This is a genomic window from Candidatus Poriferisodalis sp. (genome assembly GCF_965219595.1).
Classification (GTDB): Bacteria; Actinomycetota; Acidimicrobiia; order Acidimicrobiales; family Poriferisodalaceae; genus Poriferisodalis.
Genome location: NZ_OZ244781.1, coordinates 2,742,999 through 2,756,012 on the forward strand (window position 1 = coordinate 2,742,999; position 13,014 = coordinate 2,756,012).

At 64.6% G+C, this 13,014-nt stretch carries 12 protein-coding genes; 7 read left to right on the forward strand and 5 right to left on the reverse strand.

The window, feature by feature from the left end:
- Positions 1-21: 21 nt before the first annotated feature.
- Positions 22-1,542 (reverse strand): FAD-dependent tricarballylate dehydrogenase TcuA, encoded by a 1,521-nt coding sequence (tcuA, locus tag ACOQPE_RS12190; RefSeq protein ID WP_420609174.1) that lies wholly within the window; start codon positions 1,540-1,542, stop codon positions 22-24.
- Positions 1,543-1,652: 110 nt separating this feature from the next.
- Between tcuA and ACOQPE_RS12195 the strand changes: the two genes are divergently transcribed.
- The 3 genes from ACOQPE_RS12195 to ACOQPE_RS12205 all read left to right on the forward strand — a co-directional run bounded on the left by ACOQPE_RS12195 (position 1,653) and on the right by ACOQPE_RS12205 (position 4,676).
- Positions 1,653-2,789, forward strand: coding sequence for an Ldh family oxidoreductase (locus tag ACOQPE_RS12195; protein ID WP_420609175.1), 1,137 nt, complete (start codon positions 1,653-1,655; stop codon positions 2,787-2,789).
- Positions 2,790-3,043: 254 nt separating this feature from the next.
- Entirely contained in the window at positions 3,044-4,042 is a 999-nt protein-coding gene (locus tag ACOQPE_RS12200; protein WP_420609176.1) for a hypothetical protein, read from the forward strand.
- Between the two features lies 1 nt (position 4,043).
- Complete coding sequence (locus tag ACOQPE_RS12205; protein WP_420609177.1) at positions 4,044-4,676, forward strand: hypothetical protein; 633 nt, start codon at positions 4,044-4,046, stop codon at positions 4,674-4,676.
- Between the two features lie 18 nt (positions 4,677-4,694).
- Here the strand turns inward: ACOQPE_RS12205 and ACOQPE_RS12210 are convergent, their stop codons facing one another.
- Together ACOQPE_RS12210 and ACOQPE_RS12215 are read right to left on the reverse strand one after the other, a co-directional pair.
- Complete coding sequence (locus ACOQPE_RS12210) at positions 4,695-6,419, reverse strand: SIR2 family protein (protein WP_420609178.1); 1,725 nt, start codon at positions 6,417-6,419, stop codon at positions 4,695-4,697.
- Between the two features lie 735 nt (positions 6,420-7,154).
- A complete protein-coding gene (locus ACOQPE_RS12215) occupies positions 7,155-8,447 on the reverse strand; it encodes an ISL3 family transposase (RefSeq protein WP_420608456.1) in 1,293 nt (430 codons plus the stop codon).
- Between the two features lie 110 nt (positions 8,448-8,557).
- Between ACOQPE_RS12215 and ACOQPE_RS12220 the strand changes: the two genes are divergently transcribed.
- Complete coding sequence (locus tag ACOQPE_RS12220) at positions 8,558-9,481, forward strand: hypothetical protein (RefSeq protein WP_420609179.1); 924 nt, start codon at positions 8,558-8,560, stop codon at positions 9,479-9,481.
- Between the two features lie 484 nt (positions 9,482-9,965).
- Here ACOQPE_RS12220 and ACOQPE_RS12225 read toward each other — a convergent pair whose 3' ends face one another.
- Entirely contained in the window at positions 9,966-10,835 is an 870-nt protein-coding gene (locus tag ACOQPE_RS12225; protein WP_420609180.1) for an IS3 family transposase, read from the reverse strand.
- Positions 10,832-11,140, reverse strand: coding sequence for a transposase (locus ACOQPE_RS12230; RefSeq protein WP_420609181.1), 309 nt, complete (start codon positions 11,138-11,140; stop codon positions 10,832-10,834). Before ACOQPE_RS12230 ends, ACOQPE_RS12225 begins: the two co-directional genes overlap by 4 nt.
- A gap of 158 nt (positions 11,141-11,298) precedes the next feature.
- Between ACOQPE_RS12230 and ACOQPE_RS12235 the strand changes: the two genes are divergently transcribed.
- The 3 genes from ACOQPE_RS12235 to ACOQPE_RS12245 all read left to right on the forward strand — a co-directional run bounded on the left by ACOQPE_RS12235 (position 11,299) and on the right by ACOQPE_RS12245 (position 12,944).
- A complete protein-coding gene (locus ACOQPE_RS12235) occupies positions 11,299-12,141 on the forward strand; it encodes a restriction endonuclease (RefSeq protein WP_420609182.1) in 843 nt (280 codons plus the stop codon).
- A gap of 267 nt (positions 12,142-12,408) precedes the next feature.
- Complete coding sequence (locus ACOQPE_RS12240) at positions 12,409-12,660, forward strand: hypothetical protein (RefSeq protein WP_420609183.1); 252 nt, start codon at positions 12,409-12,411, stop codon at positions 12,658-12,660.
- Positions 12,657-12,944 (forward strand): ribbon-helix-helix protein, CopG family, encoded by a 288-nt coding sequence (locus ACOQPE_RS12245; protein ID WP_420609184.1) that lies wholly within the window; start codon positions 12,657-12,659, stop codon positions 12,942-12,944. Before ACOQPE_RS12240 ends, ACOQPE_RS12245 begins: the two co-directional genes overlap by 4 nt.
- Positions 12,945-13,014: the final 70 nt, after the last annotated feature.

Genomic DNA, 13,014 nt, shown 5'->3' on the forward strand with positions numbered 1-13,014 from the left:
CGCCCATTCGGCAGAGGCGGCTCAGCCAGCGGCGTGCGCAGCGGCGGAGCTTCCCGCCAGGCGGCCGAACACGGCACCAGCCGAGAGGCCCGAACCGCCGGGATAGTTGCCGTAGAACAGGCCGCCCACCAGCTCGCCTGCGGCATACAAGCCCGTGATCGGCCGCAGGTCGGTGTCGATCACGCAGCCGGTTTCGTCGATGCGCAGCCCGCCGAACGTGAAGGTCAGGCCGCACGTCACGCGGAACGCTGAGAACGGCGGCGTCTCGATCGGCATCGCCCAGTTCGTCTTGTCGGGGCCGAGGCCCCTGGTGCGGCGGCCGTCGAGCACGTTGGGGTCGAACGGGACGCTGCAGTCGACCGCTGCGTTGAACTCGCTGATCGTTGCCAGCGCTCCCTCGGTGTGCACGTCCTCCATGCGCGCGCAGAGCTCTTCGATGCTGTCGGCGGTCACTTTGGTGACTTGGCGGATGCGGTACTCGTCGCGCTGCAGGTGCTCGGTGCTGGCGTCGAAGACCTGCCAGGCCGAATGCCCCGGCTGGGCAAGGATTTCGCGCCCGTAGCGGGCGTAGGTGTAGTTGCGGAAGTCGGCGCCCTCGTCCACGAAGCGCCGGCCGTCCTGGTTCAGCACGATCGCGAACGGGTAGCTGTGCTTCTGGAAGCCGTCGCCGACGGCGAGATCGCCGAACTCCGGGGCGTTGTAGTCCCACGCCACGGCGTGAGCGCCGCTCCAGTTGCCATACGGCATCGCGCCGATGTCGAGCGCCATGGCGATTCCGTCGCCGGTGTTGAAGCGGGTGCCGCGCACCTTGGCCAGGTCCCATCCGGGACCGAGGTAGCGGGTGCGCCATTCGGCATTGGCCTGGAACCCGCCCGCTGCCAGCACGACAGCGCCGCATTCGACGTCGATCACACGGCCGCCGCGCCGCACGCGAACGCCCCGCACCGCACCGCTGTCGTCGGTCAGCAGCGAGCGTCCGGCGGCTTCGTGCCACAGGTCGATCCGGTTCCGGTCGAGTGCTGCCCGCAGCGATTCCACGAGTCCTTCGCCGCCGCCCACCGACTCCACCGTGAGGCCGCCCCAGAAGGTGAAGCGCCCGTCCACCTTGAAGGCCTGGCGTCCCCAGATCGGCGCGAACCGCACACCATGGCTCGCCATCCACATCAGCGTGTCCTTGCTGCGGGTGACGAGCGTGTCGGCCAGCTCGGGATCGCACCGGTAGTCGGTGATGCGACCCAGATCAGCGTAGAACTGCTCTTCGGTGTAGGTGCCGAAGTCGGTCATCTCCACTTCGGCGTCGGTGAGATCGGGCATCAGCGCCCGCAGGTCGTCGACGCCGTCGTAGGCGAAGCGGATCGCGCCGGCAGTGAATCGGCTGTTGCCGCCGGCCTCGGCCTCGGGCGCCCGTTCCAGCACGAGCACCCTGGCACCGCCCTCGTGGGCCGCGAGCGCCGCGCACATCGCCGCATTGCCCGCGCCCACCACCACCACGTCGTAGTGCTCCGTGGAGCCTGCCGCCGCCGATCGATCAGGCGCATTCACGCCGAGCGAGCCTATGTGGAGCATCCCGACGATGCGGGAGCGAGGCCGGCCGGCCGAGTCACGGTGCTCTGGTGCGGAAACGAACCGGGGGAGCCGCGTACGCTGCGGCGATGAGCGAATCCAGCACAAACAATGACGCCGCGAACCGCGACGTGGTGATCGACCATGAACGCCTTGCGGAGTTCATCGCTGAGATCTTCCGGTATACGGCGTGCTCCGATGCCGAAGCGGCGCGTATCGGTCGCAGCCTCGTGGGGGCCAATCTGGCAGGCCATGACAGCCACGGTGTGATCCGCTCGGCGCTGTATGTGGATCTGCTGGCGAATGGCATTCAGCTCGCCGACCAGGAGCTCAAGGTGCTCATCGACTCGGGCGCGCTGTTGCTGGTGGACGGCCAGTACGGCATGGGCCAGACCGTCGGTCCTGCAGCAGTGGAACTGGGCATCGAGCGATGCAAGGAACTTGGCGTTGCGGTGGCGGGGCTGCGCAACGCGGGCCACCTCGGCCGCATCGGCGAGTACGCCGAGATGGCCGCAGCCGAAGGCCTGGTCTCGGTGCACTTCGTGAATGTGGCGAACAGCCGGCTGGTGGCCCCGTTCGGCGCCAAGGCCCGCCGGATGGGCACCAACCCGTGCGCCTACGGAGCGCCCGTGGCCGGTCGCCGCCCCGTCATCCACGACTTCGCCACGTCGGTGGTGGCCGAGGGCAAGGCCATGGTGGCGCTGCATGGCGGTCCGGCCGTCCCCGACAACGCCCTCGTATCCGGCGACGGAGAGATCACCGGCGACCCGCGGGTGCTGTACACGTTCGAGGAGGGTCAGCGCCCGAACTCCATGGACGGGCCGGGCGCGCTGCGGGCGATGGGGGAGCACAAGGGCTCGGGCATCTCGGTGATGTGCGAGCTGCTGGCCGGTGCGCTCACCGGTACCGGCACTGCAGGGCCGCGCCGGCTTCGCTTCGCCAACGGCATGCTCTCGGTCTACGTCGACCCGGCCCAGGTAGACGCCGCTGTGGGCGAGACTGACGACGGGTACAACGGCATCGCGGCGGACTATCTCGACTGGTTCTACGACGCTGACGCGATCGATCCCTCCGAGCCCGTGAAGCTGCCCGGCGATGTGGAGCACGAGCGGCGCCAGCACCGCATGGCCAACGGCATCACGCTGCCCGCCGAGACGTGGGAGAGCATCTGCGGCGGCGCCCGAGCCGCCGGCGTGCCCGAAGCAACCATCGCCGCCGCCAGCTGAGGGCGTCGCGATGTGGCCGTGTTCGCGGAATGTTGAGGCACGGTGGTTGACCGCGTCCGTCGTGAAGACCGCAAGAAGCATCTCGCGATGAGATTGTCGTTTCGATGTTCTGTGGCGGTGTCTGCGTAGGGTGTGTTGGCTGCGTGCGCCGGCGATGCGGTGGGCCCGCCGCCCGCCGCGCCTGACAGTGCGCTCGCCGGTGAATCAGACCACTCGCCAAGCGAGAGTGGCTCCGCCACCTAACCTCGAAGCAGTTGATTCGCAGCATCGAACCGACAGATCGATGTAGAGAGCACGTCGATACCTCCGCACAAATGGCGACGCTGCCCACCGGACACCGGGTTACGGTGCCGGCTGTGACGATCGACTCCGTTGCCTTTCACAGGATGTTCACGGCTTGCAAGCGCACCCGTGAGCTCGTAGCAGAAAACCCTGTGAAGCCCGACTACTCCCCAGATCATGAGGCGGCGGAGGCGTGGCCGCTGATCACCGCTGCCTACAACGGGATTGAGCAGGCGCTAAAGATGCTCCTGTTGGTCCCCACGGACACCGGGTTCACCATGGACCAGTTGAAGCGAAAGCCGTTCCGGCACGACTTGGAAGCGCTGTACGGAGCGTTGGAGCCTGCCGATAGCGAATACATCGAGCAGCACTTCGGTGAGCACTGGAGCCTCAACGAGTACAAGAACCTGAACTTGGGCTTCGATACGGCGCAGGAGTTCGTCGCGCATCTCAACAGGAGCCATCCCCAAGAGGGATCGCTGGCGTGGCGCTACGCCCTCCTCGACATGAATGTTCAGATTCCGAAGACGAATCCGTGGACGATGTGCGAGGTGTGGTACGCGATCTGCTGTCGCGTCAAGGCTGAGCTGTACGGCAGACCGGACGGCACATTTCGGCTGAGCGGCCGGCTGAAGTTCCGGTTCGAACGAGTCATTCTCCATTGGGGCGAGGCGTATGACGGCTTCACCGATGACCTCAACAGCTGGATTGGCCGCAAAGGCGACGAACTAAGCGCATGGGTCGACCTCCTGGTCAAGGCGAATCGCGATGCGATCCACCAGGTGCAAGCACCTGAACGACTTCGCCTCCACCTCGGCCGTATGGCCGAGCGTGCAACAGCGGCACTGGCAGGCACACCAGCCGATCCAGACTTCCAGCAGTTCCTGCAGCAGGTCCAACGGGCCGACCGCGATCGGGTGTGGAATCCCCAACGAGCCGAGTTCGACTGGGCCAACACCGAGGAGACTTGACATGGTGATCTTCGGCCCCGCGGGTCCGGATGAGTCATTCCGCAACAACGCGATCATGTGGCACTTCGACGATCACGCTTTGGCGGCGGGCTTCGCCGAGACGGCGCGGCTGATCGTGGACCATTGGGTCGGCGAGGGACCGAATGATGCTCTGTTCGTGCCGCTGGTCTACAACTGCCGGCACGCGCTCGAGCTGGTCCTAAAGGCAGCGATTCGGGAAGCGGCCGCGAGCCTGCGAGCCGACGGACGAACCAACGAAGTGCTTGAAGCTGATCGTTTGGACGAATGGCTTGCGAAGGAGGCAGTCCACAATCTCCATAGGCTCGCAGAGCGTCTCGACAAGCTGCTCACCGATCTCGGCGAGGACAAGCTTCCGGCGAACACTCGCAAAGTCGTGTTGTCAATCCACGAACTAGATCCGACTGGGCAGACATTCCGCTATGCGACGATTCGCAAGGGGGAGAAGTTTGAGAACGCACCCCTGCCTCTTGTCAAGTATGGCAACTACGGCGCGAATGTCAGTGTTGTTGCTATGTACGAGCACTTCGACGCAGCATTCAAGCTGATCTCATATGGCCTGATGTCAGCATTGGGGCAGTACACGGGCAGTTGGCTCAACGAAGGCGAGTCGTGACCTGAACTTGCGGAAGCGCTACCACGTTTGACGGGAGGCCAGCCTGAATTGCTCGTTGTAAGCGTCGCGGCATTGGTCGAGGTCGTTGGGGTTCGTAAAGACTGCTGCTTCGACGAGCACCTCAAGATGGTTCCGGACGAGCTGGTCCGGGGGCTCCGCGTACCCAACTAGGTGCCTGAATGCCCCCATGCCGATCGGCCCCGTTCCAATGCCGGATTGCGAGGAGAAGGCAAGCCCGAAGAGGTACTCGATCTGATCGAACAGCTTCTCGTAGCGCCGATCGTCGGGGATGATCTCCTGCACCGCGGGGCGCAGCACCTCGTAAGGGCGCTGTGAGTGCGGCACCTTGTGTCGTTCCAGCCCGGGCACGTTCGTCCTCATCATGTCGTAGTTGAGGATTTGCCACGAGCTGACAGCGACTCCGACTGGCATAGTCTCGGCGCGCTTGGTGACCTCGACTGTCCCGAGTATGCGGGCGATGGGGCCGATGCGATCCGCAGCGGCGGCGCCGATCGCCGTCGCGTACATGGCGAGCAGCGCTGGGTACTGCTGCAATTCGATCAGGACGACGTTCCCTGCCCGCTCTGTCTGTCGATTCGCCAACCGGTCGATGGCAGCCGCCAGAATTTGGTCGTGATCTTCGCTCCTGGAGAAATACGCACCCGTCGCGAGCAGCGTCATCAGCCGAGCGCTAGCGATCTCGTACTCGCGAAGTCGTTCCAGGTAGACGGGGTTCGCATCTGGAGCGTTCACCAGCAGGTTCGCCACAGCGTCGATTAGGCGGTCCGTCTCGGTCAACATCAGATCGTGCAGGCGGATGCGGTGTACAGGGTCCGAGAGATAGCGCTTGAGACGGGCGACTGCGGCCGCGGTGACGTGTGGATCGCTATCGATTGCGTCTTCGAGCGCCGCGACCGTATTGGCGAGTTCATCAAGAGCGGCGTCGGCATCAGTAATCTGCATCCGGATCGCACCGCGGTGCGCGATTAGTTCGTTGGCATGGGCAGCTATGTCGCCGCGATGCATCCAGTAGGTTGCGAACCTCCTGTTCGGTGCCCGCAGCAGTGCGTTGCGCAGCGCTATGTCCCAAGTGGCTGACCAGCCGCACGCCGCTAGCCCGTACTCGTCGAACACTCGGTCGAGCAGTGCATCAATTGCTGGGTCATACCTGTCGAGTTCTTCGACGGTGTTCTTCAGGTCCGGCGACAGGTAATCGCCGTGCACCTTGATGATCGTGCAGCGGTTGTGGACGAGTGGCAACGCACCCTGCGCGTGCGCGGCGCTGGCAATGACAGTCGGCTGTACGCCGACGTCGGTGAGCGCCTGCTCGAGCAGCCGATCGAAGTTCGTGGTGACGATAACTCGGACGATTCCGGCTTTCACCAGGTCGGCAATTGCGCGATGCGCTACGCCGGGCATCTTGATGCCTTCGTCCCGCTCATCGTCTGTCGGCTGAAAGTAGCCCTCCAGCAGATTCCTGCGGTCCTCTGGCGAAGGAGCCAAGTCTTCGAGCAGTACCGAATAGTCCGGCTCGCCTCCTGTGTGGTTCCTGTACCAACTGACCGGATCGCCGCCGTGATCCTGCCCCAGCGCAGCCGCGAACCGCTTGATCAGGTCGACTGTGACATCCCAGCCGGTTGGTACGCCGGAGCTACGGCCGACACCTGAGCCCAGAAGCAGCGCATAGCTGCCGGGGCCAGCATGCATGCTCGATGCGAGCGACGCCATCGGAACCAGAGGCATCCGGCGAACCTAGCGATGTCGCCCTCGATAGGAACGGGAAATGCAGGGACTGCGCGCCGAAAATCGCTAGTCCGGAAAAAATGCCCTAGACGGTGACGGCGCTGTCGTTACGGTTCATATGGAGATTTCCGTCCGCCAGATCAGCGCGTCGACATGCCTCATTATCGGAGAAACACCCAGGTCAAGCCCGCCGACTTGCGGCAACGCGTGCGCAGCTTCCCGCGCGATCAACTGCTGAAGGGGATTGCGTTCCAATCCGCGCAGGATGTATCGGTGACGCGATGCATGGCGCCGAGCCAGCCGCAGGTGGCGCTGTCCCAAGTCCGGCAGGGAATGCTGTTCGCCGTGGCCGGCATCTGCGTTACCAGCGGGAACAACCATCGCAACAAACCGGTTCGGCTACGCGATGTGCAGGACCTGCTCGACGGATTCCACAATTTGTGGGAACCCGCGCTAGACGAGCATCAGAGTGACGCGGTCTGGCGGACGGTGGTGTCGCGCATCTCGTATGTGCAGTTCCCGTTTCAGGTCTCCCCGATGGAGTCGTTGGCGCGCTCGCTATGTCTCTATGGTGCCGATCCGCGATTCGGCGAAGCGCTGTTCGACGAGGACCAGATGTGCGACATGCTCGGCACCACGCTGGCCCGCTTCTTGTACCTCGGCTTCGCGATGTACTCGTTCGCCATCAGCAGGGGTGGGCGAGTGTCTCGGAGCGAATTGCTGGCTCTTCGTGTTTTAGCGTGGAGTCAGCGTGTCGAGCAGGGTCCAGTCGGGCTTGCCTGCATACAGCAGGACTCGTGTGCGGTAGTGGTCGAAGTTGGTGATCCCGAACGACACCCGCTTGATCAGCTTGGCGAGGTTGTTCGCTGCTTCGGTCGGCCCGTTGGTCACACGCGACCGGTGCCAGTTCGTGATCTGGGTGCGCCAGGTGGCCAGGGTGCGGCCGAGCTTGTTCAGCTCCGCCGAGAACGTGTCGTCTTGGAGGTCGCGGGCGAGCTCGTCGAGCGTCTCGGCGGCGACGCTGCGTTTTGGGATCCGGTAGACGCCGCGCAGGGTCTCCTTCGCGTGCCACGCGTCGCGCACCTCGCCGCGGGGGTCGCCGGCTGCGAGCAGGCCCCGCAGCTTGGCTCGTCCGCGGTCGGTGACTCGCTCGGACGCTTTGAGCAGCAGTCTGCGTATCCGGTAGAGGGGGTCGTGTTTGGTGCCTCGCCCGCCGGTGGTCTCGTTCTGAACCCGGCGGCGCACGTCGTCGATAGCCGAGTTGGCGAGCTTGATCACGTGGAACGGGTCAGCGACCTGGCGGGCGTGCGCCAAAGCGTCGGTGAACGTCTTGCGATAGGGACCCGACAGGTCCATCACGCCCCAGCGGATCTGCTTGCGCCATAGCGACGATCTCGCTCGGATCCATGCGGTGGCCCCGTCGGCGCTGCGACCAGCGACTATGTCGAGCAGCCTGCCGCGGCGGGTGTCCACGATCGTGGTGCCCCAGTGCTTTTCTCGGTACCGGCCGCGGCGGAACATCAAAATCTCGTCCAGGCCCAAAGCGGTTACCCCGTCGAGGCGTGCCGAGTCGGCATCGAGCAGCGCCGATCCCCACCGGTGCACTGCCCGCATCACCGTGTGCCATCCCGCACCCAGCTCGGCGGCGATCTCGCTGACCGCCCGACCGGCACCCGCGCGGCGGGTCGCGTGACGCGCTGCCCGGCTGGTCATCCGCGCCCTGGGCGGCGCGACTGCGGGGTCCTGGTCGGTGAACGTGCCTACCGCGCACGACCCGTCGGGGCAGCGCCAGCGGCGCTTGCGCCACCCCAGCCGCACCGGCCGCCCGAACGCCGGCAGATCAGCCAGCCTCACCGTGCTCGCGCTGTGCGCCCACACCGGCCCCCCGCAGCCGACACAGCACGGCCGCCCCGCCAGCTCGACCCCGATCTCGAGCGGACCGCCGTCGCGGTCCCTCACACCGGTCACCGTCACGCCGGCGCCCAAGCCGACAACCACATGCAACGCGCGAATAGCGTCAACCCTCACAGGGATCCTCCAGAACTCGGGGCTACGAACACCTCCGATTCTGGGGGATCCCTCCCAATCAGGCCGTGACCCTCACACAGCTACTCCACGCGCAAACGCGAAGCGCCGAATTGCTGAGCGATGACTACGCGCTGATCTTTGCGCCGGACTCGGCGCAGGCTGGTCTTGATGTCATCGATCGATGGCTGGCGGCACCTGCAGACGAAATCGCGTCGATGGGTCGCGCGAAGTCAGCGGACCCGGGTGACCTCTGGGGCTTCAACCCCCTGTTCGAACGGCCGGTAGTCACCATCGGCGACGACTACGTCGTTCCATGCCCGGCGGCGATCTTGCAGCGTCTGTCACCGCAAGGTCTGCACTTCATAGTCCGCGACGCGCTGCAGGCCGAAGCGCATCCGAGTAAGGCATTCAGAGCATTCACCAAACGGCTCGGCGCTCGGTTTGAGGACTACATCGGCAAGCAACTCGGACTCCTTGAGCACGCCACCGTGTCGCCAGAGATCTCCTATGACGGCGGCAAGCTCAGCGTCGACTACATAGTCGAGACGCCCGAAGTCGTCGTGCTCGTGGAAACCAAGGCCATCGCTCCCACGCTCGACACTCGCGCGGGCAGGTTCCCTCAGGACAACGATGTCGCCACCAAACTCCAGAAGGCGTGCGACCAAATCGCCACCACAGCCGAGCTGCTTGAGCAAGGACACGAGAGCTTCCCGAGTCTCAAGGGGCGTGCCGTGCGCGGACTGGTCGTCACCCGCGACCCTTACTACTGGCTTGGCACGCCCTTCTTCGACGACATCGTTCAGCCCAAGTCCGTCCCGACCACATTCATCAGTTCCCACGAACTCGAAACCGTGTTGGGGCCGCTCATTCACGACACAGCGTGCGGGACACGGCTACTGAACGCCCTGCCGAACGACCTCCGTGATGTTGGCAGCCGCCTGACCGAGCTTGCGCATGGGGCGAACCCGCTGCTCTCTGAGACATGGGACGCGGACTTCGAGCCGATCTTCGACAACATCGGCAAGGCAGCCTGATGCGGCGGATTACGCCCTGCCAGTCATGCCGGCGTGCCCCTAGGGCGGTTCCCCTTCTGGGCGCGTGGAGACGGTCGCCACCGGGCCGAGTGCGAATGTAGGGACTGAGTCAAGTCGATACCGGAACCGTGAAGGCACCGAAGATCCGCCCGGTCCGGCCTGTTAAGGCCAAACCGGCCAACATCCCACCACCACAGCGAGCTCTAGTGGCTCAGCTTCGGGACCTGTAATGCGCTCCGAGCACGTTGCGATCTGAGCCTTCACGGACGATCATGATTGCGATGTGATGTGCGCCAGGTGCTTGCTGCGTCAATGGCGTGTCGGGAAGGAAGCAGGCGAGTGGTGAACGACGCACACAAACGAGTTCCGACAGCTTGGCTCATTCGAGCTGGCAAGTTCGGTGAGCGCGAGGACTTCAATCTCGAGCACAGTTTGGCCAGTTGTGGATGGGGCTGGGCTTCCCCCCAAATTTAGGAGGGTTTGGTCAGTGGTTGTTGGCTTGTTCGTAGTCGGTCGGGCTGGTCATGTCGAGGGTGCTGTGGAGCCGTCGTGTGTTGTACCAGTCGGTGATCCATCTGGCGATGTCTCGGCGGGCTTGGCGTCGGGTGGCCCAGTGTCGCTTGTGGATGAGTTCGTGGGTGAGGGTGGAGAAGAACGATTCGGCGGCTGCGTTGTCCAGGGCGCAGCCGACCCGCCCCGTGGAGCGGGTGATGCCGAGCCTGTCGCAGGCCCGGGCGAAGTCGCCGGCGGTGTACTGGGTGCCTTTGTCGGTGTGGAAGATCACCCCGGTCACGTCGCCGCCTCGGGTGGCGACGGCCATGTCGACGGCGGCCTGGGCGAGCTGGGCTGTGGGATAGGAGTTCGAGGTCGCGAACCCCACGACGCGGCGGCTGAACAGGTCCATGACCGTGGCGAGGTGCACTTTGCCCTCGCCGGTGGGGATCTCTTTGAAGTCCCCGACCCAGCGCCGGTCGGCCGCGTCGGCGGTGAAGTCGCGTCCGATCAGGTCCTCGGGGGCGGCGTCGCGGTCGTCTGTGCGGGAGCGGCGGCGCTTGGTGGGGCGTGCGACCAGGCCCTGGCGGGCCATGGAGGCCTCCACGGACTTCTTCGACACAGCCCGGCCCGCTCGTCGCAGCTGCACCCGGATCCTGGGGGACCCGTAGGTCCCTTCTGAGTCCTCGAAGCAGGCCAGCACCGCAGCGTCGAGCTCCGCCCGGCGGGCCTCGATGCCCGACGGGGACCCGTGCCGCCACCGGTAGAACCACGACTCGCTGACGTCCAGCGCCCGGCACGCGACCGCGTGAGGGATGCCGTGATCGGTCCTCTGGGAAGCCACAAACCGCGCCAGGGTCACTTTGTCGCCTCGTTCACCCACAGGACCACGGATCGTTTGAGCACGTCGCGCTCCATCTCCAGCTCAGCGCAACGGCGCCGAAGCCGAACCAACTCGGCCCGCTCGTCCGCGTCCAGCGCCCCCTCGCCGGCACCGCGCTCGGCCTTCACCCAGTTGCCCAGCGTGCCCGCGTGAATCCCAAGATCGCGGGCGACCACAGCGATCGGCTTGCCCGTCTCTGTCACGATCCTCACCGCACCAGCGCGGAACTCCGGATCGAACCTTCTTCGTGTCTCTGGCACAGCTCCCCTTTCCTCAAAGAGCATGCCTCCCAGATTCCGGGGGAAGCCCAGGCGATCTTCCAGACCTAAGGAACTTCGAGAGTCGCGCCGACCTCGAACGGATCCTGGGTGGTCAATTGCCGAGCGCCCGCGAGAGGTCGGTCGCGACGTGGGCAATCCAGCTTTGGAGGCTTCGAGAGAGAGTGCGCGTCGGCGACTTGGTGGTGATGCCGCTTAAGTCCACTTCTCAGATCGCATTCGGAGTCGTGACGCGGCCGTACTGGTTCAACGCGGATGACGAACCAGGCTGGCGGCACGTCGTGTCCGTGGATTGGCAGCGAACGGATGTGCCTCGCACCGCGGTTAAGCAAGATCTGCTGTATTCGCTGGGTTCAGCGTTAACCATCTGCACAATCACCAGAAATGATGGGCAGTGGCGGCTCCATCAGCTTCTCGAGACCGGGGTCGATCCGGGTGCGCGGTCGGCGGGCGAAACGACGGAACGCGAAGGTGGTGCCGCGGCCGGGAAACAGATCGACGATGGTGAATCGGAATCGACGGGGCCTGACACCGACCTCGAACGAGTCGGCAAGGACCGGATACACCGTTACATCGAAGAGAATTTCGCTGGTCACAGGCTGTCACAGCTAGTGGCGAAGCTCCTCGAGGCCGAGGGCTTTACTGTAGATACTGCTCCACCCGGTCCAGACGGCGGCATCGACGTATTCGCGGGACAAGGGCCGCTCGGCCTCGACAGCCCACGCGTCATTGTGCAGGTCAAATCCAGCCCCTCACCCGTCGACGTCAATGTCGTGCGCGCACTCGAGGGTGTAGTTGGACGCCAGGGGGCGGATCAAGGCCTATTGGTTGCATTGGGGGGAGTCACCCAACCGGCACGCAGAGAGATGCGCAGCCAGTTCTTCAGGGTTCGAGTCTGGGCCGCAGATGACTTGATCGATGCCCTGTTCCGCAACTACGACAAGCTCGACAAGGCAGTGCAGGCCGAACTGCCACTCAAGCGAATCTGGACTCTCGTCGAAGAGTGACCTAGGCGTGATGCAAGCGCCTCAGCGAACCGCGCCGTCTAGTGCGCCGACGCTCGAGGTCCCTGTGTCTCGCGTTGATGCATGTCAGTCTTGCGCTTTGCGTCACGAATGGGCGAACGGGCAGGGCATCTAGGTGACGTCGAGCACAGGCAACATCCCAACCCATGGGCAGCGGCATCACAGTGCGGTTGAAACCAGGGAAGGCATCTGCGGCAGCGTCCGCGCCGCGCTGAGATGTATGTGTCTTAAACGTGTTACGTTTAAGGAGTGTGGATCCATGAGTCGGCCTACCGCCATGGCCTGACCGACGACGAGATCCGTCACGCTTGGGACAACGCCATGGGCTTCTTTGACATCGACATCGAACATGAGCCGATCAAGAGTCTCTGCATCGGACCCGACCGGGCGGGAAACCTGCTCGAAGTTCTGTACCTGCAAGCCGAAGACGCCGACCTCATCATCCACGCCATGCCGCTACGACCGACATTCCGTGCCTATCTCACCAAAGAACATCTATGAGCGACGAAACCGACACCAGCAAGGTGCGCAGCAGCTTGACCGACGACGAGATCGACGCGATTGCTGCCGACTTTGAGAACCGGGAATTCGAGCCCGCCGAGCTGACAGCGATTCGCAAGACCCGCCGACGCTCCCCGCGCCTAGGCGAGGCGAGAGCCGAGGTGTACACGTTCCGAGCACCGCCGAGCTACAAGCGTCGCATCCAGGAGCAGGCTGCAGCCCAGGACGTGACTGAGAGCCAAGTCATTCGGGATGCGCTCGACGCATACCTCTCCGCGTCGTAGTCCAGCTCGGAACATCGACCCCTGACGGTGCACCCAGCTCCATGAGCTGCCCACACTCAGTCTCTTGCGG

What these genes read in the sequence shown, in the direction of transcription:
- ACOQPE_RS12195 (WP_420609175.1), top strand. Translation starts at nt 1,653, where the DNA reads ATGAGCGAATCCAGCACAAACAATGACGCCGCGAACCGCGACGTGGTG.
- ACOQPE_RS12205 (WP_420609177.1), top strand. Translation starts at nt 4,044, where the DNA reads ATGGTGATCTTCGGCCCCGCGGGTCCGGATGAGTCATTCCGCAACAAC.
- ACOQPE_RS12210 (WP_420609178.1), bottom strand. Translation starts at nt 6,419, where the DNA reads ATGCCTCTGGTTCCGATGGCGTCGCTCGCATCGAGCATGCATGCTGGC.
- ACOQPE_RS12230 (WP_420609181.1), bottom strand. Translation starts at nt 11,140, where the DNA reads ATGCTCTTTGAGGAAAGGGGAGCTGTGCCAGAGACACGAAGAAGGTTC.
- ACOQPE_RS12245 (WP_420609184.1), top strand. Translation starts at nt 12,657, where the DNA reads ATGAGCGACGAAACCGACACCAGCAAGGTGCGCAGCAGCTTGACCGAC.